The sequence below is a fragment of the Nocardioides anomalus genome (genome assembly GCF_011046535.1).
Taxonomy (GTDB): domain Bacteria; phylum Actinomycetota; class Actinomycetes; order Propionibacteriales; family Nocardioidaceae; genus Nocardioides; species Nocardioides anomalus.
In genome coordinates, this window is the sequence record NZ_CP049257.1 from 4,222,652 (window position 1) to 4,248,302 (window position 25,651).

A 25,651-nucleotide genomic window follows, 5' to 3' on the forward strand; every position below is an offset into this window, starting at 1 on the left:
AGAGGCAGGCTCGCCGCGCCGAACCGTCCCGAGTGCCGCGTTTTCGTGCGCTAGACGCGCGCAGCGCGGCGGGCGCGCGCAAACGCGGTGCTCGGGACGGTTCGGTGAAGCGCGACGAGCACGCCCGAGCGGAGCGAGGGCCAACAGCACAGCTCAGCAACTTCGTGGGCTGGTCCCGCGTCGTTACTCTGTGATGGTGTCCATGCCCCGCCACGAGCGGCTCCCGGCGTACCGCGTGCTGTCCCACCTGCTGGTGATGGTCGCGGTGGCGGTCGTGCTCGGAGTGGTGGTGGCCGGGCTGGCCATCCCGTTCGCGGGCGTGGCCGGGCTCGGGGCGCGCAACGTCGCCAAGACCATGGACAGCCTGCCGGAGGAGCTCGACACCCAGGACCTCTCGCAGCGCACGACCATCCTGGACGCGAACGGCAACCGGCTGGCGTCGATCTACGACGAGAACCGGATCACCGTGCCCCTCAAGGGGATCTCGCGCACGATGGTCAAGGCGCTGGTGGCGATCGAGGACTACCGCTTCTACCAGCACGGCGCGCTCGACCTGAAGGGCACGCTGCGTGCGCTGGTCACCAACCAGGCCAACAGCGGCGTGGTGCAGGGTGGCTCGTCGATCACCCAGCAGCTGGTGAAGCTGACGCTGCTCGACCAGGCGGGCAACAACAAGGTCAAGCGGGCCGAGGCGACGGCCGACACCTACGCGCGCAAGCTCAAGGAGCTGCGCTACGCGATCGCGCTGGAGCAGACCCACTCCAAGGACTGGATCCTGGAGCGCTACCTCAACACGGCGTACTTCGGTGACGGCGCGTACGGCGTGCAGGCGGCGGCCAAGCACTACTTCAACGTCAACGCCAAGGACCTCACGCTGCGGCAGTCGGCGCTGCTGGCCGGGCTGGTGAAGAACCCCTATGGCTACGACCCGACCAAGTTCCCGGACAAGGCGCTCGAGCGCCGCGACGTGGTGCTGGACCGGATGGCCCAGCTCAACGTCATCGGCCAGGACAAGGCCGACAAGAACAAGGACAAGGACCTCGGCCTCGACGTCCAGGAGGTCGACAACGGCTGCCTGAACTCCCGCGCGCCGTTCTTCTGCGACTACGTGCTGGCCTACCTGATGCAGGACGAGCAGCTCGGCGCCACCCGGCGCGCGCGGCTCAACCTGATCAAGAACGGCGGGCTGACGATCCAGACCACGATCGACATGAACGCCCAGGCCGACGCCGACGCCGCGGTCGCCGACCACGTCGGCAAGAAGGACCCCGCGATCGGCGCGCTGGCGATCGTGGAGCCCGGCACCGGCGCGGTGAAGGCGCTGGCCCAGTCCCGCCCGATGGGCAACAAGTCCAAGCAGGGCGAGACCTACGTCAACTTCACCATCCCCAAGGAGTACGGCGGGGCCAACGGCTTCCAGCCCGGCTCGACGTTCAAGGCCTTCACCCTGGCCACCGCGATCGACCAGGGCATCCCGCTGACCCAGGCGTTCAACTCGCCCTCGCCGATGACCTTCGACCAGGCCGACTTCGCCAACTGCCCCGGCGAGGGCACCTTCGGCGGTCCCTACGTCGCCAACAACTCCACCGGCACCGGCACGTTCAACATGTACTCCGGGACCCGGAACTCCATCAACACCTACTTCCTCCAGCTCGAGGAGATGACCGGCGTCTGCGCGCCGTACGAGCTGGCCAAGAAGATGGGTGTGCGGCTGACCGACCCCAAGGCCGAGCGCTACCCCAGCTTCACCCTCGGCATCGCCGACGCCTCGCCGCTGGAGATGGCCGAGGCCTACGCGACGTTCGCCGCCCGCGGCCTGCACTGCGACTCGCGCCCGGTCACCCAGATCACCGACTCCGACGGCAACGTGCTCAAGAGCTATGACCCGACCTGCACCCAGGTGATGCAGCAGAGCACCGCCGACGCGGTCAGCGACGTGCTGCGCGGCGTGCTGCAGTCCGGCGGCTTCGCGGCGGCCCAGGCCCTGGGCGTGCCGGCCGCCGGCAAGACCGGCACCACCAACGAGCAGAAGGCCGTCTGGTTCGTCGGCTACACCCCGCACCTGGCCGCGGCCGCCACCATCGCCGGCATCACGCCGGCCGGGCAGCCGGACACCCTCGTGGGCAAGACGATCGACGGCACCTACATCTACGAGGCCTCGGGCTCCGGCTTCGCTGCCCCCATCTGGGGCGACGCGCTGCGACCGCTGACCGCCAACGGTCCCTACGACGACTTCGTCTACCCGACCGGCGTCGAGGGCGTGGGCGTGACCTCGGTGCCGCAGCCCCCGCCGCCGAGGCCCGGCGGCCGCGGTGGCCGCGGCGGCGGCGGCCGGGGCGGGCGCTGAGCCTCAGCCCAGCTGGCGGCGGACCTCCGCGGCCACCACGCCGCCGTCCGCGCGTCCCTTGACCTGCGGCTGGACGACGCCCATCACCTTGCCCATCGCCTTCATGCCCTCACCGGCCGCGCCGGTCTGCTCGACGGCGGCGGTGACCAGCGCGACGATCTCCTCCTGCGTCAGCTGCTCGGGCAGGTAGTCCGCGATCACGGCGGCCTCCGCGCGCTCCTTGTCGGCCATCGCCGCGCGGCCCCCGTCGTCGAAGGCGGTGGCGGCCTCGCGTCGCTTCTTGGCCTCGGTGGACAGCACCGAGACGACCTCGTCGTCGCTGAGCTCGCGGGCCTGCTTGCCCGCGACCTCGGCGTTGGTGATCGCGGTGAGCACCATCCGGATCGTGGAGGAGCGGATCTCGTCGCGCGCCTTGATCGAGGTGGTGAGGTCCTCGCGGAGCCGGTCCTTGAGCGTGGCCATGACCCCGATTGTGGCAGCCTGGCCGCGTGGGTCTCTGGGCGCGGTTGAGCGCAGTCACCGCGACCGGGGCGGCCGCGGGCGCCGGGCTCACGGCGTACGCCGTCTGGGAGGCCCGGCAGTACACCCTGCGCCGCGTGTCCGTGCCCCTGCTCCCCGCCGGCGCCAGACCCCTCCGGGTGCTGCACCTGAGCGACATCCACATGACACCCGGGCAGCGGCACAAGCAGGACTGGCTGGCCGGGCTGGCCACGCTGCGACCGGACCTGGTCATCGACACCGGGGACAACCTCGCGCACGCCGCGTCGGTGCCGGTGGTGCGGGACGCGCTGGGCCCGCTGCTCGACGTGCCCGGCGTCTTCGTCTTCGGCTCCAACGACTACTTCTCACCGACCTTCCGCAACCCGCTGCGCTACCTGCTGCCCGACGACGGCACGCGGCACACCCGCGTGCCCCAGCTGCCCTGGCGCGACCTGCGGCGGGTGTTCACCGACGCGGGCTGGCTCGACCTGACCAACCGCCGCGGCGAGCTCGAGGTGGCCGGCCTGCGGTTCGCCTTCGCCGGCGTCGACGACCCGCACCTGCGCTACGACCGGCTCGCCGAGGTCCAGGGCCCGGCCGACGCGGGCGCCGACGTCCGTCTCGGGGTCGCGCACGCGCCGTACCTCCGGGTGCTCGACCAGTACGCCGGCGACGGCTACGACGCGGTCATCGCCGGCCACACCCACGGCGGCCAGGTCTGCCTGCCCGGCGGTCGCGCGCTGACCACCAACTGCGACCTCGAGCCGGCCCGGGCCCGGGGCCTGCACCGTCACCCGGCGGGCTCGCGTGACGGCGACCCCGGCTCGGCCTGGCTGCACGTCTCGGCCGGGCTCGGCACCTCGCCGTACGCCCGGATCCGCGTGGCCTGCCGCCCCGAGGCCACGATGCTGACCCTGACCCCGCGCGGGCGCTGACCGGCGGTGGAACCGATTGGGGAACGGCCCTCCTGCTCCGGTATGCTCCCGTCCTTGTGAGCCCTGCTCACGTTCGGGCTGTGGCGCAGTTTGGTAGCGCGCCTCGTTCGGGACGAGGAGGCCGCAGGTTCAAATCCTGTCAGCCCGACTCTTCGCCCAGCCTCCCGGTCGCGTCGCGACCGGGAGGCTGAGTCCGTCCCGGCGCCGGTACGCCGGATCGCGGTGTGGGCACGCGGACGTCCGCGACCACGCGAGGAATGTGCGGCACCCGCGGCCCCGGTGCGTCGCGGGCCGAGAGACCGGTCGCGCCGGGACCGCCGGGGTCTGGGCACGCCGTCGCCGGGACCCGTCACGTCGTCGACGCGACGGGTCCACCGGAGGGCCGACCCGGTAGAGCGGGACGGCCTCGTCCCGGGCACGCCCGGGCGGAGGTCAGCTCAGGCGCGCGGAGCCGCGGCGGCACCGGACTTGGTGCCGGCACCCTGCGTGACCACGCGGCTGAACCGCTCCCAGGCGGCCTGCCGGGAGACCCCGAGGGCCTTCCCGATCTCGGCGTAGCTGATGTGGCGCTCCCGGATCCGTCCCACCCACAGGCGCAGGTAGCGGTCCACCTGCGTCGCCGTGGTGGCGATCAGCGGCAACCGCGCCAGCATCTCGGCGTCGGTCAGGTCCTCGTCGGACCAGCCGATCACCTGCTGCTGCGCGTTCTCGGGCGCGGCGAACGCCGCGGAGAACTTCTCCAGGCACTCGGTGCACATCAGGGCCCCCAGGCCACCCGCATATCGGGTGTCTGACGATCCACGCTTTCCGCAGAATGAGCACGACCAGTCGGTCGCATCAAAGTTCATTCAAGCCCCCCTTGGACGAACTCGGCGGTAGCAACCGTACCCGGCGCCTTCCGCAATGCCCCATCGGGCATCCCCGCCACAGAGCTGGTCCAGTCCGTTGTCATGGTCGGGTTGGCGACGCACGGAGCCATGCCGGACCGCGGGCGGTCTGCCAGAATCACGTCATGAGCGACGAGCGCGACAGCGACGCCCCCTCCCTGGAGCCGCCGTCGCTGTTCGGACGCAAGAAGCGCAAGAACCGCGCACCGGAGCCCGTCGCCGAGCCCGTCGCCGAGCCCGTCGCCAAGCCGGTGCTCGAGCCGACCCCGGAGCCCGTGGCCGAGGTCGAGGCGGAGCCGACCCCGCAGCCCACGCCGGTCACCGAGCCGGTGCCGATCGCCGAGCCGGTCGTGCAGCCGCCCGTGGAGCCCGAGCCGGAGCCCGAGCAGACGACGGTCCTGCCGCCCGAGCCGGCGCCCGCGCCGGAGCCCGAGCCGGCGCCGGTGGCCCGGTCGCCGCTGACCCCGCCGCCGGAGCCGCCACGCGAGCCGCGGGCGCCCCGCGACCCCTGGCTGGTCGGCCCGCCGGCCGCGGTCCTCACCGGCCTGCTGGTGGGCGCGCTGATCGTCGCCGCCACCGCGGGCGGCCTGCGGGTGTGCACGGCGGTCAAGGGCACGAACTCGTGCGGCAACCCCGGCTTCCTGCTGCTGTGCGCGATCCTCGTGGTCGCGGTCCTGGTCGGCGCCGCACTGCTGCGCGGTGCGCGGGTGGCACAGCCGGGCAGCACCAGCTTCCTCGCGGTGGGGCTGCTGAGCGTGGTGGCGCTGCTGTTCCTGGTCGGTCAGCTGTTCGCCTGGTGGATGGCCATCGTCATCCCGGTGGTGTCGGTGGCGACGTACCTGCTGTCCTACTGGATCACCACGACCTACATCGAGCCCGGTGACCCGGAGGACAGCTGGCGCGACCCCGGGCGCCAGCCCGAGTCGTACGACGTGCGCTAGGGCGAGTCAGCCCGCCGCGACGACCAGCTCGGCGATCTGCACGGTGTTGAGCGCGGCGCCCTTGCGCAGGTTGTCGCCGGACACGAAGAGCGCCAGCCCGCGGTCGTCGGGCACGCCGGGGTCCTGGCGGATCCGGCCGACGTACGACGGGTCGCGGCCGGCCGCCTGCAGCGGCGTGGGGATGTCGGAGAGCTCGACGCCGGGCGCGGAGGCCAGCAGCTCGCGGGCGCGCGCGGGCGTGATCGGGCGCTCGAACTCGGCGTTGATGGCCAGCGAGTGGCCGGTGAAGACCGGGACGCGGACGCAGAGGCCGGAGACCAGGAGGTCGGGGAGCCCGAGGATCTTGCGCGACTCGTGGCGCAGCTTCTGCTCCTCGTCGGTCTCGCCCAGCCCGTCGTCGACGATCGAGCCCGCCATCGGCAGGACGTTGTAGGCGATGGTGCGGGCGTACTTCTGGGGCTCCGGGAAGGAGACCGCCTCGCCGTCGTAGGCCAGCTCGCGCGCCTTGTCGCCCGCGGCCGCGACCTGGGTGGCCAGCTCCTCGACGCCGGCCACGCCGGAGCCGGAGACGGCCTGGTAGGTCGAGGCGATGAGGCGGACCAGGCCGGCGTCGTCGTGCAGCGCCTTGAGGACCGGCATCGCCGCCATCGTCGTGCAGTTGGGGTTGGCGATGATGCCCCGCCCCGCGGCGATGACGTCGGCGGCGGCCTCGGGGTTGACCTCGGAGACCACGAGCGGGATGGCCGGGTCCTTGCGGAAGGCCGAGGAGTTGTCGACCACGATGACGCCGGCGTCAGCGAAGACCGGGGCGAGCGCGCGCGAGGTCGAGGCGCCGGCGGAGAAGAGCGCGATGTCCAGCCCGCTCGGGTCGGCGGTGGCGGCGTCCTCGACCGTGACCTCGCCGCCCGCGAACGGCAGCACCGTGCCGGCCGAGCGCGAGGAGGCGAAGAAGCGGACGTCGCCGACCGGGAAGCCGCGCTCCTCGAGGATCTGGCGCATGGCCACGCCGACCTGCCCGGTCGCGCCGACCACGCCGACGTTGAAGGTCCTGGTCATCGGCCGGTGCCCCCGTAGACCACGGCCTCGACCTCGTCGGCGTCCAGGTCGAACGCCGTGTGCGTGGCGCGGACGGCCTCGTCGACCTGGGTCTCGTCGACGATGACCGAGATCCGGATCTCCGAGGTCGAGATCATCTCGATGTTGACCCCGGCCGAGGCCAAGGCGGAGAAGAACTTCGCGGTGATGCCCGGGTGCGAACGCATGCCGGCGCCGATGAGCGAGACCTTGCCGATCTGGTCGTTGTAGCTCAGCTTCTCGTAGCCGACCTCGTCCTGGATCTTGGCCAGCGCCGACATCGCGGCCGTGCCGTCCGCGCGGGGCAGGGTGAAGGAGATGTCGGTGAGCCCGGTCGCCGCGGCGGAGACGTTCTGCACCACCATGTCGAGGTTGACCTCGACCGAGGCCAGCGTCTCGAAGATGCGGGCGGCCTCGCCGACCTTGTCCGGCACGCCGATCACGGTGATCTTGGCCTCGCTGCGGTCGTGCGCGACGCCGGAGATGATGGCTTGCTCCACGGGCTCTTCTCCCTCGGGGGTCGGCACGATCCAGGTGCCCTCCTTCTGGGAGAAGGAGGAGCGGACGTGCACGGGCATGTCGTGGCGCCGCGCGTACTCCACGCAGCGCAGGTGCAGGATCTTGGCGCCGGACGCGGCCATCTCGAGCATCTCCTCGGTGGAGACGCGGTCGAGCTTGCGCGCTGTCGGCACGATGCGCGGGTCGGCGGTGAAGACGCCGTCGACGTCGCTGTAGATCTCGCAGACCTCGGCGCCCAGCGCGGCGGCCAGCGCCACCGCGGTGGTGTCGGAGGCGCCACGGCCCAGCGTGGTGATGTCCTTGGTGTCCTGCGAGACGCCCTGGAAGCCGGCCACGATGGCGATCGCGCCGTCGCGGATCGCGGCCTCGATCCGGCCCGGCGTGATGTCGATGATCTTGGCCTTGCCGTGCGCGGAGTCGGTGATGACGCCGGCCTGGGAGCCGGTGAACGACTGCGCCTTGTGCCCCAGCTGGGCGATGGCCATGGCCACCAGCGCCATCGAGATCCGCTCGCCGGCGGTGAGCAGCATGTCGAGCTCGCGCGGCGGCGGGAGCGGCGTCACCTTCTCCGCCAGGTCGCGCAGCTCGTCGGTGGTGTCACCCATCGCGGAGACGACCACGACGACGTCGTGACCGGCCTTGCGCGTGCCGACGATGCGCTGGGCCACGCGCTTGATGCCCTCGGCATCAGCGACGGACGAGCCACCGTACTTCTGGACGACGATTCCCACGGTCGCCCAGTCTAGGCGCCGGACGCAGCGCTCCCCGGTGTACGCCGTCGGGGTGGACAGCGCCCGCCGTGCGCCCGCCTGTGGCTCAGCGCTCGAGCATCTCCTCGGCCGCCGCGAGGTCCTCGGCGTCGGTGGCGAAGTCCTGGTCGAGCCGGTCGTGGGCCAGGACGGAGAGCAGGGCGTTGAGCGCCGTGCCGGCCAGGTTGCCCCACGAGGACACGTAGGAGAACTGCCACCACCACAGCGCCTCGGCCACGTCGCCGCTGCGGTAGTGGCGCAGGCCGGTCTCGAGGTCGCTGGCGATGCTCGTCAGGTCGTCGGAGAGCTGGCTCTCGACCACCTCGGGCACGTAGGGGTCGAAGACGTAGCTGTAGGTGTCGACGTTGTCGAGCATCGCGGCGAGCCGCAGGCGCAGCTGGTCGAGGTCGGCCTCGGGCCCCACGTCGGGTTGGTACTCCTCGCGCGGCGCGAAGTCCTGCTGTACGCCGAGCCGCGCGCCGGCCAGCGAGATCTGGCTGATCTCGAGCAGCAGCAGCGGGATGGCGGTCCCGGCGTCGCCCTCCCGGGCGATCTCGCGCAGGGCGAGCAGGAAGCTGGAGAAGGAGTCCGCCATGCTCTGGGCGAAGTCCTCGGCGTCGCCGCCGATCGGCTGCTCGTCGTTCACTGGGCACTCCGCCTTCCCGCGAGGGCTCGTCCGAGGGTGACCTCGTCGGCGTACTCCAGGTCGCCGCCGACCGGCAGCCCGCTCGCGAGCCGGGTGACCGTGAGGTCGAGGTCCTTCAACATACGGGTGAGGTAGGTCGCTGTCGCCTCACCCTCCAGGTTGGGATCGGTGGCCAGGATCAGCTCGGTGACCGTGCCGTCGGACAGGCGCACCATCAGCTCGCGCACCCGCAGCTGCTCGGGGCCGATGCCGTCGATCGGCGAGATCGCGCCGCCCAGGACGTGGTAGCGGCCGCGGAACTCGCGGGTCCGCTCGATGGCCACGACGTCCTTGTACTCCTCGACCACGCACAGCACGGTCTGGTCGCGCCGCGGGTCGCGGCAGATGCGGCACAGGTCGTCCTCGGAGACGTTGAAGCAGATCGAGCAGAACTTCACCCGCGCCTTGACCTCGATGAGCACGTCGGCGAGCCGGCGCACGTCGGGCTCCTCGGCCTGGAGGAGGTGGAACGCGATCCGCTGGGCGCTCTTGGGGCCCACGCCCGGCAGTCGGCCGAGCTCGTCGATGAGGTCCTGGACCACACCTTCGTACAAGGTGGCAGTCCCCTAGAAGCCGAGCGAGCCCGGCTGCGGGGCGCTGCCGCTGCCGCCGGGCATCCCGGGCAGGCCGCCGGCCAGCGGCCCGAGGGCCTCGGAGGCCATGGCGTCGGCCCTGGCCTTGGCGTCGCGGTAGGCCGCGACGATCATGTCGCCGAGGTCGCCCAGGCTCTCCTCGTCGCTGCCGTCGAAGGCGCCGGGCGCGATGGTCACCTTGCTCAGCTCGCCGACACCGGTGACGGTGACGGTCACCTGGCCGACGGTGCCGTCGGCGGTGGCGTCCTGGAGCCGCTCCTGGGCCTGCTGGAGCTGCTCCTGCATCTGCTGGGCCTGCTGGAGCAGGGCGTTCATGTCGAAGCCGCCGGCACCGCCGAGCGCATCGAAGGGGTTCTGGCCCTCGGTCATCTGGTCACGTCTCCTGGGTGGGTGTGCGGTCTGGGGGTGCTCACGAGTGCTTGATCTCCTCGATCATCGACGCCCCGAGCTCGCGGGCGAGGAGGTCCTCGGTGCCGACCCCGTCGGGGTCGGCGTCGACGTCGTCGCGGCTGGCCTCGGCGTCTGCCGCGGCCAGGTCGTCCGAGCGCGGGGTCTCGGCGCCCTGGGGGCGGGTCTGCTGGATCGCCTCGCGCGCGGCGTTGCGGGCCGCGCTCGGCGCCTCGGCGGGTGCGGCCGCGGCCGCCGGCTCGTCGGTGGCCCAGGCCGGCGGGCCGTCCGGGACCTCGGTCGTCGCCGGTGCCTCCGGGTCGGCGGGGGCGGACTGGGCGGACTGAGCGGCCGGGGCGGGCGGGGCGGGCGGGACCGGGTCGGTCGCCGCGCGGGTGATGGTCGGGGTGCCCTCCGGCACGGCGCCGGGGTCGACGACGGTCTCGATCCTCCAGTCGGCGCCGACCACGTCGATGGCCGCCTGGTGGACCACCTCGGAGCAGCCGCTGGACACGAAGCTGTCGCGGGCGCCGGCGTTGGCGAAGCCCAGGGTGAGCACGTTGCCGTCGAGGGCCACGACCTGGCAGTTCTGGGTGAGGTGGATCCAGGCCATCCGGCGGCGGGTCTTGGTCGACTCGACCACGTCGGGCCAGAGCCGGCGCACGTCGACGAGGCTCAGCGCCCCGCCGGCGGCACCGCCCGGCGCGGGTGCGGGCGGGGCGGCGGGTGGAGTGGCGGGCGCGGCCGCCGCGGCGGGGGCGGTGGGGGCGGCCGGCGCCGTGGGCACGGGCTCGTCGACCGGTGTGGGCTGGGTGGCGCGCGGTGCGGGCGAGGCCTCGGTGACCGCGCCGGCCGGGTCGGCCTCGGGCACCGGGGTGCCGATGCCCGCGTGGGCGCTCGCCTGGGGGCGGTCCTGCGCGGGCGGCGCGGGCTCGCGGGCGGGCGGGGGCGCGCTCGGCGTACCGGTGATGGACACGCGGCGCTCGAGCCGGTCGAGGCGGGCGGCGAGTCCGTCGGTGCTGTGGTCGGCGCCGGGCAGCAGCACCCGCGCGCAGAGCAGCTCGAGCAGCAGCCGGGGCGCGGTGGCCCCGCGCATCTCGGTGAGCCCGGTGGCCAGGATGTCGGCGGCTCGGCTGAGGTCGGTGGCCCCGAACCGGGCGGCCTGGGCCACCAGCCGCTCGCCCTGGTCCTCGGACACGTCGATGAGACCACTGGCCGTGGCGCCCGGCACCGCGGCCACGATGACCAGGTCGCGCAGGCGGCGCAGCAGGTCCTCGGTGAAGCGGCGCGGGTCCTGCCCGGTCTCGATGATCTTGTCGACCACACCGAAGACCGCGGCGCCGTCGGCGGCCGCGAAGGCGTCGACGACCTCGTCGAGCAGGGAGTCGGGGGTGTAGCCGAGCAGGCCGCTGGCCAGCTCGTGGGTCACGCCGGCCTCGCCCGCCCCGCCCATCAGCTGGTCGAGCACGCTCAGGGTGTCGCGGGCCGAGCCGCCGCCGGCGCGCACGACGAGCGGCAGCGCGGCCGCCTCGACCCGGACGCCCTCCTTCTCGCAGAGCTCGGTCAGGTAGGTCGACATCAGCCGCGGCGGGATGAGCCGGAACGGGTAGTGGTGGGTGCGCGAGCGGATGGTCGGGATGACCTTCTCCGGCTCGGTGGTCGCGAAGATGAACCGGAGGTGCTCCGGCGGCTCCTCGACCAGCTTGAGCAGGGCGTTGAAGCCCTGCGTCGAGACCATGTGGGCCTCGTCGATGATGTAGACCTTGTAGCGGCTGCGGACCGGCGCGAAGAACGCCTTCTCCCGCAGGTCGCGCGCGTCGTCCACGCCGCCGTGGGAGGCCGCGTCGATCTCGATGACGTCGATCGAGCCCGGGCCGCCCCGGGCCAGCTCGCGGCAGCTCTCGCACTCACCGCACGGGTCGGCGATCGGTGCCTTCTCGCAGTTGAGCGCCCGGGCCAGGATCCGCGCGCTCGTCGTCTTGCCGCACCCGCGCGGGCCGCTGAACAGGTAGGCGTGGTTGACCCGGTTGGCGGCCAGCGCCGCCCGCAGCGGCTCGGTGACGTGCTCCTGGCCGATGACCTCGGCGAAGGTCTCCGGCCGGTAGCGGCGGTAGAGGGCGAGAGGGGACTCCATTTGCCTTGAACCCTAGTTGGCCCTACCGACGGCCGGTAGCCGCGTGCGCGTCCGTCCCGGGCGTCGGTACCAGCCGTCAGTACCAGCCGTAGGCCCGCAGCTGGCCCTCGCTCAGCCCCAGCGCGTGCCCGACCTCGTGCCCCAGCACCTTGAGCACCCGCGGCGCCACCTCGTCCACGCTGCGGCACACCCGCAGGATCGGCACCCGGAACAGCGTGATCACGTCCGGCAGCGACCCCGGCACCCGGTCGCCCGCCACCGTGCGCGCGATCCCCCGGAACTGCCCCAGCAAGAGCGTCCCCGGCTCCACCTCGTCCGGCTCGGGCTCCTCGCGCACCACGACCGCGATGTGCGCCACCAGGGCGGCCGCCTCGTCCGGCAGCTGGTCCAGCGCGCGGCGTACGAGCTCGTCGAAGTCGTCGGGTGGCACGGCGTCGGGTCTCACGCACCGATCCTGCCGCCGCCCCGAAGGAGACCAGAAAATGCAGAGGCCCCCCGCGTACCCGGCAGAGCGCGCCGACCCTTGCTGCCTTCCGGCCCTGGGGGATTGAGCGTGGTGCCGCCACACGGGGGGTTGCGGAGAGTGTAGGTCCACCCGCGCCGAGGCTCCAACGCGACGGATGCCGATTCGGCGGCCTCGCTGGGGCACTTGTACGCTCCTGCGCGGAGGATTCGCCTAGTGGCCTATGGCGCTCGCTTGGAAAGCGGGTTGGGTTAACAGCCCTCAGGGGTTCGAATCCCCTATCCTCCGCCACTCTTCTGGACCGCCTCGGCCAGACCGCGTCAGCCCGCTGACCGCACGTACTCCAGCGCGGCCAGCACCCGCCGGTTGCTGGCCGAGTCGGCGTGCAGGCCGAGCTTGGCGAAGATGCTGCCGACGGCCGGCTCGACGGTCTTGACGCTCAGGTGGAGCTCGGCGCAGATGGCGGCGTTGGAGTAGCCGCGGGCGATGAGCTCGAGCACGTCGCGCTCGCGGTCGGTGAGGCCGTCGAGGTGCCCCGCCCGGCGCTCGTCGGCGATGGCCCGGCGCAACGTGAGGTGGTCCAGGACCAGCTCGGCCTGGCGGGCCAGGTCGTCGAGCAGCCGTTCCTCGGCGCGCGAGAGCGGGTCGGTGCGCTCGACCACGAGCGCGCCGGAGCCGACGGGCCGCACGACGTACGCCGCGGCGAGGGTCGGGAGGGTGCTCGGCTCGGGTTCGGGACCGGTCTCCGGCCACAGGCCGACCGGCGCGAGGCGGTCCGCGGGGCCGAGCCAGAGGGAGGCAGCGGGGGCGCGGAGGGCCTCGGCGGTGGCGCGCGCCAGGGCCGCGGGCAGCTGGTGGGGCTCGGCGCGGGAGAGCCAGCTCAGCGCGGAGTACGCCGCGGCCTGCTGCCCGTGCACGATGGCCAACCCGGCGGCGAGCGGGACCAGGGGCGTGGTGAGCAGGCCGGCGCGGGCCGAGCCGGCCACGGCCAGGCCGACGACGAGGGCGCCCGCGGAGACGCCGGCGCCGGCGACCAGCCAGACCAGGGGACGCCGGTCGGCGGCGTCGCGCCAGCGCACGACGAGCGCGACCACCCAGAGCAGCTGGCAGGCGGCGAAGAAGGGCAGCACGACCACGTCCCACAGGCGGCTGACCGCGCTCGGCGCCGAGCCGGTGAGCGGGTGGGCGGTGGTGAGGTCCGCGGCGGCGTACCCCACCGGCCACAGCGCCGAGACCGCCGCGGCCAGCAGGGCCAGGCCGACCACGACCAGCGCCACGGGCGTCCAGCGCGCCGACGGCAGCCGCCCGTCGGGGAAGCACAGCACGGCCAGCGTGGTCAGCCCGATCGCCAGCGGCACCGGCCAGACGCCGGCCCACGCCCACCAGTCGACGTGGGCGACGGTGTCGCCGTGGCCGAGCTGGCGGCCGAGGAAGAGGACCGACTCGACCAGCCCGGCCGCCAGCATCAGGCGGCCCTCGAGGTGGCCGGGGCGCTGGTGGAGGACGTAGCCGCCGACCGCGGTGAACGACAGCCCGAGCAGCCCGTTGTGCAGGTTCGGCAGCCACCAGCCCTGCGCCAGCCCGGTCGTGACCAGCACCAGGGCGGCGCAGAGCGCCAGCAGCGGACCGAGCCCGCGCGGCCGGGTGGTGGGCACGACCGCATCGTGGCACCACGAGCCCCTCAGCGGCAGCAGGGAGAACCCTGGACCAGCAGCACGGTCCGGCCCAGGGCCAGCCCCGTGGTGCGCAACCTCCGGCCGGGGCCAGCGTCGAGCCATGACCTCACCGCACCTCGAGCAGTCCCTGCTGAACGCCTCCCTCGTGGTGGCCCCCGTGGCCTACCTCGCCGCCGACACGACGTACGCCGCCCGCGGGTGGGACGACGGCGCCGCCGGCGTCCTGGCCGTGCTGGCCTCCATCGCCTACGCCTTCCTCGCCCTGCGGGTCGCCTCGTGGCTGCCCGAGGGCTCGCTGTTGCGCATCGCGCTGGTGGCGGCCGGCCTGGTGGGCTGCGCCGGCGCGGTCGCCTACGGCTTCGACTCCATCCACACCTCGTACGGCGACGTCGAGCTGGTGGACCGCTCGGGCGCCGCCACCCTCATCAAGCCGCTCGGCCTGTTCTTCCCGCTGGCCCTGGTGCTCGAGGGCGCGGCCCTGCTGCGCCTGGGCGCGCGGGTGCCGGGACTGCTGGCGGTCCTGGCCGGGCTGGCCTGGCCGGTGGCGCACATCGGGAACCTGGCGCCCCTGGCCGTGGGCACCAACGTGGTGCTGGTGCTCGGCTTCGGCAGCCTGCTCTGGCAGCCGCCGACCTACGGACGGCAGGCGGCGACCGCGAGTCGGTCCACGAAGTCGTTCATCGGGTGACCCGAGTGACCCTTCACCCACCGGAAGGAGACGTCGCCGCGGGCCAGGAACAGCTCGACGAACGGCTCCCAGAGGTCCCGGTTGGCCACCGGCTTGCGGGCGGAGTTCACCCAGCCGCGGTCGAGCCAGCCGGCGTACCAGCGGTCGCGGAAGCAGTTGACGACGTACGTCGAGTCCGAGACGACCACGAGCGGACCGGACAGCGCGCACACCGCCTCGTAGGCCGCGCGGATCTCCATGCGCTGGTTGGTCGAGGCAGCCTCGTGGCCCGAGGCGTAGACGGAGGTGTCCACGGCCCACGCCCAGCCGCCGGGGCCGGGGTTGCCCGAGCAGGCGCCGTCGGTGAACACCTCGCGCGCGCCGGGCGGCGCGGCCATGTCGGCCGGGCGCGGGCGCCGGGCGCGGGAGTACGCCGGCGTCACGAGCGCCGCCGCCGGGCCAGGACCGGACGCAGGACGAGGGTGAGCAGCAGCAGCCCGCCCGCGACCAGCCCCCACCACACGGCGTTGTCGCGCGTCGAGGCCAGCACGTCCGCGGGCTCCTCGGGCACGGAGAGCTCCTGCGGCTGGTCCACGACGGTGCCGGCCGAGAGCACCGTCCCGTCGGTGTCGATCTCCATGGGCCGGGTCAGCGCCTGGTAGGGCTGCACCACGCCGGCGCCGACGAGCGTGTTGGGCAGGTCGGTGCGGCCGGCCGCCGTGTAGCGCAGCCGGGCCACGAGCTGGGCCGGGTTGTCGTCGGGGTGCGCCGAGGCCAGGATCGCCAGCACGCCGCTCACCTCCGCGGTCGCCCAGGACGTGGCCGGGACGGCGAGGTAGCAGGTGCCGCCGAGCAGGGAGTACGACGTGGCGTAGGCCGTCGGCACGGCCACGTCGGTGTCGGAGTTCTCCAGGACCGGCGCCGTCGGGTCCGGGTCTCCGTCGGCGCCGGCGACGGTGGAGTTGGCGCCGACCACGTCGGGCTGGTCGGCGGGGTGGATGAGCCCGGCGACGTCCTCGCCGGGCCGGTGCGCCTCGTACTCCTCCCCCAGGAGCTCGGGCAGGTCGCTCTCCCCGCTCGGGCGGTTGCCGGTCGGGGCCACGACGACGACGCCGCGCTGCCACAGCTGCGCGATCCGGTCGTCCACCCCGGCGTCGTCGGGCAGCTGGAGGGCGATGGTGACGACCTTGACGTTGAGCTGGTCGACGCGTTGGAGGACCTGGTCGAGCCCGGCGACCACGTTGGCCGGGTCGAGCAGGGCGTTGGTGTCGGAGGCGTCCTGGGTCGGGTCGTCGTACACCTGCACGTCGAGGATCTTCGCGCCCGGCGCGATGCCGACCGGGTTGCCCTCGGCGTCGGGGGCGCCCGCGACGAGCCCGGCCACCGCGGTGCCGTGGTAGTACGACGGCGGCGCCTTGGCCCCGGCCGGCGGCCGGTCCGGCAGCACCGGGATCGAGGTGCCGTCGGTGACGACGCCCGAGTCGAGCACCGCGACGGTCACGTCCTTGCCGGCGGCGTCCGGCGAGCCGAGCCGGTCCCAGACGCGCTGGACGTCCATCTCCTCGAACGGCTTGTTGTCGGTCGTGGCCTGCAGCGGGCTCTCGGGCACGGCGTCCGGGGTGATCTGGGTGCAGTCCACGCTCTGGGCGTACGCCGGCGCGGGGCCCGCGACGACCAGGCAGGACGCCACCAGCCCGGCTCCGGCCGCAACGGCCGCGGTGCGGGCGCGACTCACGAGCCGCTCACGAGCCCGGGGGCTTCTGGCAGTTCTCCGGCGTGGCCTCGTCCTCGCCGGGCTGCTCCGGCGGGCAGAGCGCCTTGCTGGTCGAGAGCTCCACGCCCTTGTCGAACAGCTTGAGCCAGGAGTCGGGCACGACGGGAGCGTCGTCGGGGTCGTAGCCGACGGCCGCGAGGGTGTCGTTCCCGATGAGCAGGAACGTCTTGCCGCGCGGGTCCATGACGTAGTCCTGGCTGCCGCTGTCGTCGTCCCAGTCGCCGAGGGTGAAGAACGCGCCGTGGCCCGGGTCGATGTGCACCTGGAGCTGGTCCGGCTCCAGGTCGGGGTCCGGCTGGGCCAGCCCCTGGGGGTCCTCGGCGAGCTGGACCCGCGGCGGGGTGCCGGGCTCGGCGACCAGGCGCGCGCACGGGTCGCCGGTGGTGCGCTGGACGGGGGCCTCGGGCCAGTTCGACCGGGTGAACAGCCGACCCGGCGAGCTCTGTGAGGGCCGCGGCATCTCGATCTCCTTGGTCGGCAGGTGGCGCTTGCCGAGCAGGGAGTGCTGGAGGACCTGGAAGGCGAACGGGCTGAGCTCGGACGGGCCGTCCTTGGTGAGCATCAGCGGGACGCCCTGGTCGTCGTCGATGTAGTCGCCGACCCGCGCCTCGGGCGGGTACGCCGGGTCGTCGAGCGGCTGGCCGGCGTCCTCGAGGTCGAAGCCACCCTCGCCGAGCTCCCCGCCCTCGGGGAACAGGTCGAGCCACGGGAGCGGCACCTCGGGCGCCTCGCTGCGGGCGTTGAGGCCGATGCCGGTGAGCAGCTCGTCGGAGGGGTCGAACTTGTTCGGACGGGGCGAGGCCGGGAGCAGGTAGCGGTAGGTGCGCCGGTCGTCGTCCTCGTCGGAGGACGTGGCCAGCACCCAGTACTCCCCGCCGCTGCTCACCACCGTGCCGAGCGTGGTGCCGGTGCGGACCAGCTTGTCGGGCGAGACGGCGGTGGTCACGCCCGCGCCGTCGCTGGTGCAGGACGTCCACCCGGACTGGATGAACTGGTCGGTCTCCGGCAGCGACTGCGGGGCGCCCGCGATCCCGATCGGGTCACCCGGCGTCTGGGCCTCGATGACGTCCTGGTCGACGAAGGTCGCCTTGGCGTCCGCGCCCAGGATGAGCTGGGCCGAGGTCAGGTTGATGACCGGGATCAGGGTCGGGTGCTCGCTCTCCTGGAGGATGACGTACGGCGCGGGCCGCTCCCGGCTGGAGATCATCCCGATCTTGTTCCAGTCCTCCGGGGTCCGCGTGGCCAGCACCGACGCGATGGCCGCGCCGGCCACGAGCAGCACGGCCAGGGCCAGGCCGCCGACCACGGTGCGGCCGGGCCGGGACGGCTCGACCTCACGGCCGCCGGGGGCGCCGGAGAGGAACGCGGTGACCAGCCGGCGCCGGGAGAACGAGTAGGCCTCGACGAGGTCCTTCTTGGTCGCCAACGCTCAGCCCCGCACCGCGTCGAAGATGCCGGTGGCCAGCACGACCAGGGGCAGCACCGCCAGCAGGCACAGGGTCTCGGCCACGTCGCCGAGGCGGCCGCGGCGCAGCGACGCCGTGCCCGGGATCAGGGTGGCCGCGAGGAGCACGGCGCCGGTGGCGGCCAGGGTGACCGCGACCGTCGGTCGCCACTCGGGGTGCATCCACAGCAGCGAGACGCCGACGGCGATCAGCCCGGCGATGCCCGAGCCGAGCCCGACCAGCACCTCCTGGCCGGTGCGGTACTGCCGGGTCCGGAGCATGACGACCAGGCACGAGACGACCGCGAGCAGCGTCCCGGACAGACCGAGGCTGACCGCCAGCGGCGCGACCAGCACCAGCAGCAGCCCGACGGTCGAGGAGATCGCGACCAGGATCTGGTGGGCCACCCGCGCGTCCGCGGCGACGCGGGCCGGGTCGATCTCCTCGGGGTCGGCGGTGATGTCCGCCGGCGCGAAGAGCTGGTCGATCTTGGTGCCCGTGGCGCCGAGGGCCAGCCACGGGAAGACGCTGCCGGCCAGCACGACGACGGCCAGCGCGGTGGTGAGCACCACGGCCGGGTCGAAGGAGCCGGCCCGGGTCAGCAGGCCGGTGGCCAGGAAGACCGCGCCGACCACCACCGGCGGCAGCGCGAGGGTGCGGCCCTCGCCGAGGCCGACCACGCAGACCAGACCGGCCAGCAGCGCGCCCGCGCCGGCGGCCGCGACGGGCAGCCCGAAGAAGTCGCCGTCCTGCCGCAGCACGAGCATCAGGCCGGCCAGGGCGGCGTACGTGCAGCCCATCCAGGTCACCGCGACGCCGGCCTCGGCCTCGTCCTGGGCTCGCGACAAGACGATCGCCCCGGCGACGAGCCCGACGGCGACCACGGTGGCCGCGACGCCGGCGAGCAGCGACTCGTACTGGATGAGCAGGGCGACCGCGCCCAGGGTCATGAGGAGGGCCGCCGCGACCAGGGCGGTACGCCGGCCCGAGGCCGGGGCCCACGGCTGCAGGTCGCGCTCGACGACGTCGGTCATCGCCTCGACCACGTCGTCGTAGACGCGCGGGGCGGCCTCGTCCACGCCGGCCGAGACGGTGAGCAGGCCGCCGTCCTCGACGCCCTGGGTGATGAGCCCGACCTCCGGGGCCAGGGAGCGGCCGTCGGCGGTGACGACCCGGTAGCCGCCGTACACCGTCGCGGCGTCGAGCAGACCGACGCTGCGGGCCAGCTCGGGGACCAGCTCGGCCACGGGGACCGCGCCGGGCAGGACGAGGTCGACGCGCCGGGTCCCCGAGGACACGCTGACGCGCACCAGTCCCGACTGGCTGACGGGCGCTTGGCTCATCTGACCTCCCGGGGCGTGCGGACGGCGGTGACTCTAATGGCAGTGCGAGCACGCGACAGGAGGACCGGCGCATCCGCGCCGGTCCTCCCGAGTCTGTGCGTGCGTCAGCCGATCTGGAACGAGTTCGCCCCACGCATGTCGGCCGCGTGGTACTCCTGGTTGGAGGTGCCCACGGTGGTGCCCATGTCGTTCATGAGCTGCATCATCTCGGCGATCGCGGTGTCCCACTTGTTCTTCGCCGTGGTGTAGGCCTGCTGGGCGTTACCGGACCACTCGCTCTGCAGCGGGGCCAGGTCCTTCTCCAGGTTGTTCATGCGGTCGTCGATGTCCTTGACCATCTTGTGCAGGTGGTCGGTCACCTCATTGAGGCCGCCGTGGTTGACGACGAGTCCGTCGAAGCCGGTTCCGGTCATGTCAGCTGTCTCCTTCGTCCAGTCGTCTCGGTCAGTACTGCTTCACGCCGTCGAGACGGCTGTGGTTCTTGGCCATGTAGTCCGACTGCTGCTGGTCGGTGTTGATGTTGTCCCGCTCGGTCGTGGTCAGCGAGTTCTCGAACTCGTTGAGCGCCTGGACGATCTTGTTCTGCTTCTCGGTCCACGCCTGGTGCAGGTTGAAGAACGCCTTGCCGCCCTGGCCCTGCCACTTGCCCTGCTGGGCGAGGATGTTGTCCGAGAGCGTGGCGGAGAGCTTGTCGAAGTCGGCCTTGGCCGTCGTGACCATGCTCGCCGCGCGGGAGAGTGTCCTGTCGCCTGCCTTCATCTCTGGCGTCGCCATGTCGCACATCCCTTCTCAATTGAGCGGCACGATGAAGCCACCCGAGTTGTGGTTGTTGTCTTGCGCTTGGGGCTCGGATCTCGACTGTGATCCGGACAACCACCGGTCTACCCGGGGCCTGGGGCGCTAAACGCGGAACTTGATTTCCCACAGGGCTCGGAACAGACCGGACGAGACCACCAGGGCCGCGATGGCACCGGCGCCGGCCAGCCCCTCGGCGACCTCCGCGCGCCGCGACCACCAGGCCGAGCGCCAGCCCCGACCGGTGGCCACCGCGACGACCACGAGCAGCGCCGCGAGGACCACGCCGACGACCCCGAGGGCCACGCTCTGAGGGGTGTCGAGCATCCGGAGCACGACGACCGCCAGCGCCGCCCAGCAGGTCAGGCCGGCCCCGCGCAGCATGGTCCGCGCGGCGGCGTGCCGGTAGCTGCGCGCGGCCAGGAGCAGCGCGGCCCCGGCGAGCCCGACGAGGACGCGGGCACCCACCCGGTCGACCGGGAGCGTCGCGGTCGCGAGCAGGACGGGCGCCGAGACGGCGACCACGACCCACACCCCGGCGGCGGACGCGGTGATGATGCGCTGGCCGCGGGTGGCCACGTGGGCCACGGCGGCCGGCGGGACCACCATCCGCCCGCGCCGTCCGGAGGGCCGGTCACGCGCCGACCACGCGGTGACCGCGAGGCGCTCGAGGTCGAGCAGGTACTGGTCGGGCACGTCGACCGCGAGCGCCGGCACGAAGCGCGCGGCCAGCGTCGCCGCGACGAGCAGCAGGCTCCACACCACCCGGCCGTCGGCGTGCAGCAGGGCCGCAGCGCCGGTGACCAGGAACAGCCCGACGCCGACGAAGATCCACACCCGCAGCGCCTCGTCGCCCTGGATGTCCAGGGCGCGGGCCACGCCGGCCGCGACCGCCGCGACCAGCGCCGTGACGCCCACGACCGTGGGCAGCCGCTCGGGCTCGGGCGACCACAGGACGGCGAAGGCCGCGGCCGCGGCGAAGGCGGGCGCGGCCACCATCCGGTGCGCGCTCAGCCGCCCGATCGGCAGCACGCCGATGAGGGCCGAGACGCCGAGCAGCCCGACGGTCCGCTGCCCCTCGACGGTGTCCAGACCGCCGACGCGGGAGCCGAACCACCCGGCCAGCACGGCCACGCCCACGGCCACCGAGAACCAGGCGACCGAGAACGCTCCCGGCGGCGGCGGCGCCTCGGGCTCGGGGCGGTGGTCGCCGGCCTGGCGCCGGATCGCCCCGCCCGCGGCCAGGACCGCGCCGCTGCGCACGCCCAGGTCGGTGAGGGAGGAGTCCGCCGGGAGCAGCTCGCCCAGCCGGGTGTGCAGCGCCGGCGCGAACTGCAGCCCCGCCTTCGCGGCGTACTCCCGGGCGACGTCGTCGACCGAGGCCGCCGGCGGCACCACGAGGTCGACCGCGCCCGCGGGACCGTGGACGGTGAGCGCCAGCGTGGTGTGCGCGAGGCGACGGCCGCCGTCCACGCTCATGCGCACCTCCCTCGGGCCCCCGACCGGGACCGCGGACTTCGCAGAGACTAGTTCCCCGGCAGAGGGGCAGACCTATCATCGTCGGGATCCGCTGACGAGGGAGCGCTGTGACGACGACGGACCGCCCGGCCCCGGTGCCGCGCGTCGCTGCACCACCGCAGCCCGGCGGGATGACCCCCGCCGTCTCGGCGACCGGGACCTCGTCGACCACCCCGGACGGCCCGGGAGTCCCCGGCGCCCAGCCCGGCGCGACCGGCAGCCTGCTGCGCGGCGGCCGGCTCGACGAGCCCGAGCTGCCCCAGGGCCAGCTCCAGCTCCAGCCGCCGCCGCAGATCGAGCAGTCCGAGGGCGCCAGCGGCGTGCTCATGAACGCGATCCCGATGCTGGGCTCGCTGGGCTCGATCGTGCTGGTCGCGACCATGAGCGGCGCCTCGACCGGCGGCAAGCAGTACATCGCCGCCGGCATGTTCCTCTTCGCGACCCTCGGCTTCGTCATCGTCCAGATCGACCGCCAGCGCAAGCAGCGGATCCAGCAGGTGACCGGCACCCGCACGGAGTACCTCCGCTACCTCAGCAACGTGCGCCAGCTGGCCCGCGAGGCCGCCGACCAGCAGCGCCGGGCGCTCACCTGGCACCACCCCGATCCGGCCGCCCTGCCCGCCATCGCCGAGGACCGCACCCGGGTGTGGGAGCACAACGCCTCGGACGGGCAGTTCCTCCACGTCCGGTACGGCGTGTGCCACCAGCCGCTGTCGCTCGAGCTGATCCCGCCGGAGAGCGCGCCCATCGACCAGGTCGACCCGGCCGCCGCCTCGGCGCTGCACCGGCTGCTCGTCGTGCACCGGCTCCAGCCCGACCTGCCGGCCTCCATCGACCTGCGCGCCTTCGACCGTGTGGAGGTCTGCGGCCCCGAGGAGCCGGCGCGCTCGCTGGCCCGGGCCGTGATCTGCTCCGCGGCGTCGTTCCACTCCCCCGACCACCTCGTGGTCGCGGTGCTCACCAGCGAGCAGAACCTCGCGCACTGGGACTGGGTCAAGTGGCTGCCGCACGCGCAGAGCGCCCAGCAGACCGACGCGGTCGGCCCGCGCCGGATGGTCTCGACGTCGCTGGACGAGCTGGCCGCACTGCTGCCCTCGGACCTGGCCGAACGGCCCCGCTTCGGCGCCGACGAGCGCCCGGCCTCCCCGCACATCCTGTTCGTGGTCGACGGTGTGACCCTCCCGCCCGGCAACCACGTGCTGCCGCCCGACGGCGTGCACGGGGTGACCGTGCTCGACCTGCCGGTGCGCTGGGACGAGCTGGAGGACGCGACCCGGCTGCGGCTGCTCTTCGACGACCAGTTCGACGGCGCGCCCGTCGACGGGCGCTGCCCGGTCCAGGCGCTGCGGCTGCGCGACGAGGTGATCCGGGCCAAGGTCGACCAGTGCCCGCTGGCCACGGCCGAGGCCTTCGCCCGCCGGCTCACGCCGCTGCACACGGTCAGCGGCGTGGTGGAGACCACCAGCGCCGAGGCCGGCGGCGACGTCGACTTCATGGAGCTGCTCGCGCTGGGCGACGTGCACCACTTCGAGCCCGAGCAGGCCTGGCAGCAGCGGCCCGCGCGCGACCGGCTGCGCGTGCCGATCGGCACCGGCGACGGCGGCGCGCTCGTGCACCTGGACATCAAGGAGTCCGCCCAGCAGGGCATGGGTCCGCACGGCCTGGTCATCGGCGCGACCGGCTCCGGCAAGTCGGAGTTCCTGCGCACCCTCGTGCTCGGGCTGGCCATGACGCACTCGCCCGAGCACCTCAACATGGTCCTGGTCGACTTCAAGGGCGGTGCGACGTTCGCCGGGATGTCGGAGATGCCCCACGTCTCCGCGGTCATCACCAACCTCGCCGAGGAGCTCACGCTCGTCGACCGCATGCAGGACGCGCTGTCCGGGGAGATGGTGCGGCGCCAGGAGCTGCTGCGCGCGGCCGGCAACTTCGCCTCGATCCGCGACTACGAGAAGGCCCGCGCGGCCGGCGAGGACCTCGAGCCGCTGCCGTCGCTGTTCATCGTGGTCGACGAGTTCTCCGAGATGCTCGCCGCCAAGCCCGAGTTCATCGACCTCTTCGTGGCCATCGGCCGCCTCGGCCGCTCGCTCGGCCTGCACCTGCTGCTCGCCTCGCAGCGGCTCGAGGAGGGCCGCCTGCGCGGCCTCGAGTCGCACCTGTCGTACCGCGTCGGCCTGCGCACCTTCTCCGCCCAGGAGTCGCGCGCGGTGCTCGGCGTGCCCGACGCCTACGAGCTCCCCCCGATCCCCGGCCTGGCCTACCTCAAGCCCGACCCGACCACGATGGTCCGGTTCAAGGCGGCCTACGTCTCCGGCCCGCCCTCCGGCCGGGTGCGCGTACGCCGCGACGAGGGCGGCAAGCTCCAGGGCATCCTGCCGTTCACGATCTCCGAGGTGCTCCAGCTCGACGTACCCGTCGACGAGCCCGAGCCGGAGCCCACGCCGGTCAACGACGACAGCCAGGAGTCGCTGCTCGACATCGCCGTCGAGCACATGCTCGGCCACGGCCCCGAGGCCCACCAGGTGTGGCTGCCGCCGCTCGACGTGCCGGACAGCCTCGACGAGCTGATGGCCGACCTCGCACCGCACCCGCAGCTCGGCCTGGTCTCGCAGGAGTGGCGTGCGCTCGGCGGCCTGGTCGTGCCGCTCGGCACCGTCGACCGCCCGCGCGAGCAGCGCCGCGACACCCTCTCCATCGACCTGTCCGGCGCGGCCGGCCACGTCGCCGTCGTCGGCGGTCCGCGCAGCGGCAAGAGCACCGTGCTGCGCTCGATCGTCACCGGCATGGCGCTGACCACCACGCCGCTGGAGAGCCAGTTCTTCGTCCTCGACTTCGGCGGCGGCACGTTCACCGGCCTGGCCGGGCTGCCGCACATGGCGGGCGTGGCCACCCGCTCCGAGCCCGACGTGGTCAGCCGGATCGTGGCCGAGGTGACAGGCGTGGTCGACCGCCGCGAGGCCTACTTCCGGGCCAACGGCATCGACTCCATCGAGACCTACCGCTCGCGGCGCGCACAGGGCCGCGCCGACGACGGGTACGGCGACGTGTTCCTCGTCGTCGACGGCTGGAGCACGCTGCGCGCCGACTTCGACGACCTCGAGATGGAGATCCAGCAGCTCGCCACCCGCGGGCTCACCTTCGGCCTGCACATCGTGGCCGCGACCAGCCGCTGGGCCGACTTCCGCGCCGCGATGCGCGACATGTTCGGCAGCCGCCTCGAGCTGCGCCTCGGCGACCCGCTCGACTCCGAGATCGACCGCCGCATCGCCTCGCTGGTGCCCACCGGCCGGCCCGGACGCGGCCTGGTGCAGAGCAAGCTGCACTTCCTCTCCGCGCTGCCCCGCATCGACGGGGGCGCCTCCGCCGACGACCTCGGCGAGGGCGTCGAGGACCTGGTGCGCCGCGTCACCGAGGCCTGGACCGGCCCCGCCGGCCCCAAGCTGCGGCTGCTGCCCGAGCGGATCATGCTCGAGCAGGTGCGCGCCCAGGCCGGGGCGCCGGACACGCTCCCGGAGGAGGAGAAGGGCGCCCACCCGCTGCTGCTCGGCATCAACGAGAAGGAGCTCGCCCCGGTCGCCCTCGACCCCGACGCCGAGCCCCACCTGCTCGTCCTCGGCGACGGCCAGTCCGGCAAGAGCTCGATCCTGCGTGGGCTGGCCCGGGAGATCATGCGCACCCGCACCCCGCAGCAGGCGCAGCTCGTCGTCGTCGACTACCGCCGCGCGCTGCTGGGCGAGGTCCCCGACGAGTACCTCCTCAACTACCTCACCGCCGCCAACCAGGCCCAGCCCGCCCTGCGCGACCTCGCGACGTACCTCGAGAACCGCATCCCCGGCCCCGACGTCACCCCCGACCAGCTGCGCAGCCGCTCGTGGTGGACCGGCGCCGAGGTGTTCGTGCTCGTCGACGACTACGACCTGGTCGCCACCCAGCAGAGCTCGCCCGTCGCCGCCCTCCAGCCGCTGCTGGCCCAGGCCCGCGACGTCGGCCTGCACGTCGCCGTCGCCCGCCGCTCCGGCGGGGCCTCGCGCGCGCTGTACGAGCCGGTCATCCAGACCATGCGCGACCTGGCCATGCCCGGGCTCATGCTCTCCGGCAGCCCGGACGAGGGCCCGCTGCTCGGCAACCTGCGCGCCCAGCCGGCGCCTCCCGGCCGCGGCCGGCTCATCACCCGCGAGCGCGGCGTCGAGGTCGTCCAGATGGCGTACTCCGAGCCCACGCTCTGACTGCCCACGCCGA

At 73.5% G+C, this 25,651-nt stretch carries 22 protein-coding genes, 2 tRNA genes and 1 other RNA gene; 7 read left to right on the forward strand and 18 right to left on the reverse strand.

Annotated elements, in window-relative coordinates; genetic code table 11:
• Window positions 1–202: 202 nt before the first annotated feature.
• Complete coding sequence (locus G5V58_RS21075; RefSeq protein ID WP_230487390.1) at window positions 203–2,347, forward strand: transglycosylase domain-containing protein; 2,145 nt, start codon at window positions 203–205, stop codon at window positions 2,345–2,347.
• A gap of 3 nt (window positions 2,348–2,350) precedes the next feature.
• Here the strand turns inward: G5V58_RS21075 and G5V58_RS21080 are convergent, their stop codons facing one another.
• Complete coding sequence (locus G5V58_RS21080; RefSeq protein WP_165236982.1) at window positions 2,351–2,809, reverse strand: GatB/YqeY domain-containing protein; 459 nt, start codon at window positions 2,807–2,809, stop codon at window positions 2,351–2,353.
• Between the two features lie 26 nt (window positions 2,810–2,835).
• On the opposite strand from G5V58_RS21080, the gene G5V58_RS21085 reads away from it, so the two are divergent.
• Both G5V58_RS21085 and G5V58_RS21090 read left to right on the forward strand, forming a co-directional pair.
• Window positions 2,836–3,762, forward strand: a complete 927-nt coding sequence (locus G5V58_RS21085) for a metallophosphoesterase (protein WP_165236984.1) — start codon at window positions 2,836–2,838, stop codon at window positions 3,760–3,762.
• A 74-nt stretch (window positions 3,763–3,836) separates the two neighbouring features.
• Window positions 3,837–3,910, forward strand: a tRNA-Pro gene (locus G5V58_RS21090).
• Window positions 3,911–4,199: 289 nt separating this feature from the next.
• Here G5V58_RS21090 and G5V58_RS21095 read toward each other — a convergent pair.
• Complete coding sequence (locus tag G5V58_RS21095; RefSeq protein WP_165236986.1) at window positions 4,200–4,520, reverse strand: AsnC family protein; 321 nt, start codon at window positions 4,518–4,520, stop codon at window positions 4,200–4,202.
• Window positions 4,521–4,774: 254 nt separating this feature from the next.
• Between G5V58_RS21095 and G5V58_RS26605 the strand changes: the two genes are divergently transcribed.
• Window positions 4,775–5,590 (forward strand): hypothetical protein, encoded by an 816-nt coding sequence (locus G5V58_RS26605; RefSeq protein ID WP_165236988.1) that lies wholly within the window; start codon window positions 4,775–4,777, stop codon window positions 5,588–5,590.
• Window positions 5,591–5,596: 6 nt separating this feature from the next.
• On the opposite strand, the gene G5V58_RS21105 is transcribed toward G5V58_RS26605, so the two are convergent.
• From G5V58_RS21105 to ffs, 8 genes are all read right to left on the reverse strand, one after another.
• Entirely contained in the window at window positions 5,597–6,646 is a 1,050-nt protein-coding gene (locus G5V58_RS21105; RefSeq protein ID WP_165236996.1) for an aspartate-semialdehyde dehydrogenase, read from the reverse strand.
• Window positions 6,643–7,914, reverse strand: coding sequence for an aspartate kinase (locus G5V58_RS21110; RefSeq protein WP_165236998.1), 1,272 nt, complete (start codon window positions 7,912–7,914; stop codon window positions 6,643–6,645). The genes G5V58_RS21105 and G5V58_RS21110 overlap by 4 nt, the downstream gene beginning before the upstream one ends.
• Before the next feature lie 85 nt (window positions 7,915–7,999).
• Window positions 8,000–8,578, reverse strand: a complete 579-nt coding sequence (locus tag G5V58_RS21115; RefSeq protein WP_230486813.1) for a DUF5063 domain-containing protein — start codon at window positions 8,576–8,578, stop codon at window positions 8,000–8,002.
• Entirely contained in the window at window positions 8,575–9,171 is a 597-nt protein-coding gene (gene recR / locus G5V58_RS21120; RefSeq protein ID WP_165237000.1) for a recombination mediator RecR, read from the reverse strand. Before recR ends, G5V58_RS21115 begins: the two co-directional genes overlap by 4 nt.
• A 12-nt stretch (window positions 9,172–9,183) precedes the next feature.
• Window positions 9,184–9,579: a YbaB/EbfC family nucleoid-associated protein gene (locus G5V58_RS21125; protein ID WP_165237002.1), complete on the reverse strand. Its 396-nt coding sequence runs from the start codon at window positions 9,577–9,579 to the stop codon at window positions 9,184–9,186.
• A 40-nt stretch (window positions 9,580–9,619) separates the two neighbouring features.
• Complete coding sequence (locus G5V58_RS21130) at window positions 9,620–11,731, reverse strand: DNA polymerase III subunit gamma and tau (RefSeq protein ID WP_165237004.1); 2,112 nt, start codon at window positions 11,729–11,731, stop codon at window positions 9,620–9,622.
• Between the two features lie 76 nt (window positions 11,732–11,807).
• On the reverse strand, window positions 11,808–12,176 hold the full coding sequence (locus G5V58_RS21135) for a metallopeptidase family protein (protein WP_165237006.1): 369 nt from the start codon (window positions 12,174–12,176) through the stop codon (window positions 11,808–11,810).
• A 41-nt stretch (window positions 12,177–12,217) separates the two neighbouring features.
• An RNA gene (gene ffs, locus G5V58_RS21140) (signal recognition particle sRNA small type) lies at window positions 12,218–12,307 on the reverse strand.
• An 89-nt stretch (window positions 12,308–12,396) separates the two neighbouring features.
• Between ffs and G5V58_RS21145 the strand changes: the two genes are divergently transcribed.
• Window positions 12,397–12,485 (forward strand) — tRNA-Ser (locus tag G5V58_RS21145).
• 29 nt (window positions 12,486–12,514) lie between these two features.
• Here the strand turns inward: G5V58_RS21145 and G5V58_RS26175 are convergent.
• Entirely contained in the window at window positions 12,515–13,849 is a 1,335-nt protein-coding gene (locus G5V58_RS26175) for a helix-turn-helix transcriptional regulator (RefSeq protein WP_230486814.1), read from the reverse strand.
• Between the two features lie 121 nt (window positions 13,850–13,970).
• On the opposite strand from G5V58_RS26175, the gene G5V58_RS21155 reads away from it, so the two are divergent.
• Window positions 13,971–14,558 (forward strand): hypothetical protein, encoded by a 588-nt coding sequence (locus G5V58_RS21155; protein WP_165237008.1) that lies wholly within the window; start codon window positions 13,971–13,973, stop codon window positions 14,556–14,558.
• Here G5V58_RS21155 and G5V58_RS21160 read toward each other — a convergent pair.
• The 7 genes from G5V58_RS21160 to G5V58_RS21190 all read right to left on the reverse strand — a co-directional run bounded on the left by G5V58_RS21160 (window position 14,504) and on the right by G5V58_RS21190 (window position 21,373).
• Complete coding sequence (locus tag G5V58_RS21160; protein WP_230486815.1) at window positions 14,504–14,980, reverse strand: ribonuclease H family protein; 477 nt, start codon at window positions 14,978–14,980, stop codon at window positions 14,504–14,506. The two genes, G5V58_RS21155 and G5V58_RS21160, sit on opposite strands and share 55 nt — an antisense overlap.
• Window positions 14,977–16,272 carry a S8 family serine peptidase gene (locus G5V58_RS21165; RefSeq protein WP_165237010.1) on the reverse strand — a complete coding sequence of 432 codons (1,296 nt, stop codon included), beginning with the start codon at window positions 16,270–16,272 and terminating at the stop codon, window positions 14,977–14,979. The genes G5V58_RS21160 and G5V58_RS21165 overlap by 4 nt, the downstream gene beginning before the upstream one ends.
• A 7-nt stretch (window positions 16,273–16,279) precedes the next feature.
• Window positions 16,280–17,737 carry a type VII secretion protein EccB gene (locus G5V58_RS21170; RefSeq protein ID WP_165237012.1) on the reverse strand — a complete coding sequence of 486 codons (1,458 nt, stop codon included), beginning with the start codon at window positions 17,735–17,737 and terminating at the stop codon, window positions 16,280–16,282.
• Between the two features lie 3 nt (window positions 17,738–17,740).
• A complete protein-coding gene (eccD, locus tag G5V58_RS21175; protein WP_165237014.1) occupies window positions 17,741–19,099 on the reverse strand; it encodes a type VII secretion integral membrane protein EccD in 1,359 nt (452 codons plus the stop codon).
• A gap of 104 nt (window positions 19,100–19,203) precedes the next feature.
• Complete coding sequence (locus G5V58_RS21180) at window positions 19,204–19,512, reverse strand: WXG100 family type VII secretion target (RefSeq protein WP_165237016.1); 309 nt, start codon at window positions 19,510–19,512, stop codon at window positions 19,204–19,206.
• 31 nt (window positions 19,513–19,543) lie between these two features.
• Window positions 19,544–19,873, reverse strand: a complete 330-nt coding sequence (locus G5V58_RS21185) for a WXG100 family type VII secretion target (RefSeq protein ID WP_165237018.1) — start codon at window positions 19,871–19,873, stop codon at window positions 19,544–19,546.
• Window positions 19,874–19,999: 126 nt separating this feature from the next.
• A complete protein-coding gene (locus tag G5V58_RS21190; protein WP_165237020.1) occupies window positions 20,000–21,373 on the reverse strand; it encodes a hypothetical protein in 1,374 nt (457 codons plus the stop codon).
• Window positions 21,374–21,543: 170 nt separating this feature from the next.
• Between G5V58_RS21190 and eccCa the strand changes: the two genes are divergently transcribed.
• Window positions 21,544–25,638, forward strand: coding sequence for a type VII secretion protein EccCa (gene eccCa, locus G5V58_RS21195; protein WP_165237022.1), 4,095 nt, complete (start codon window positions 21,544–21,546; stop codon window positions 25,636–25,638).
• The last annotated feature ends 13 nt before the right edge of the window (window positions 25,639–25,651 follow it).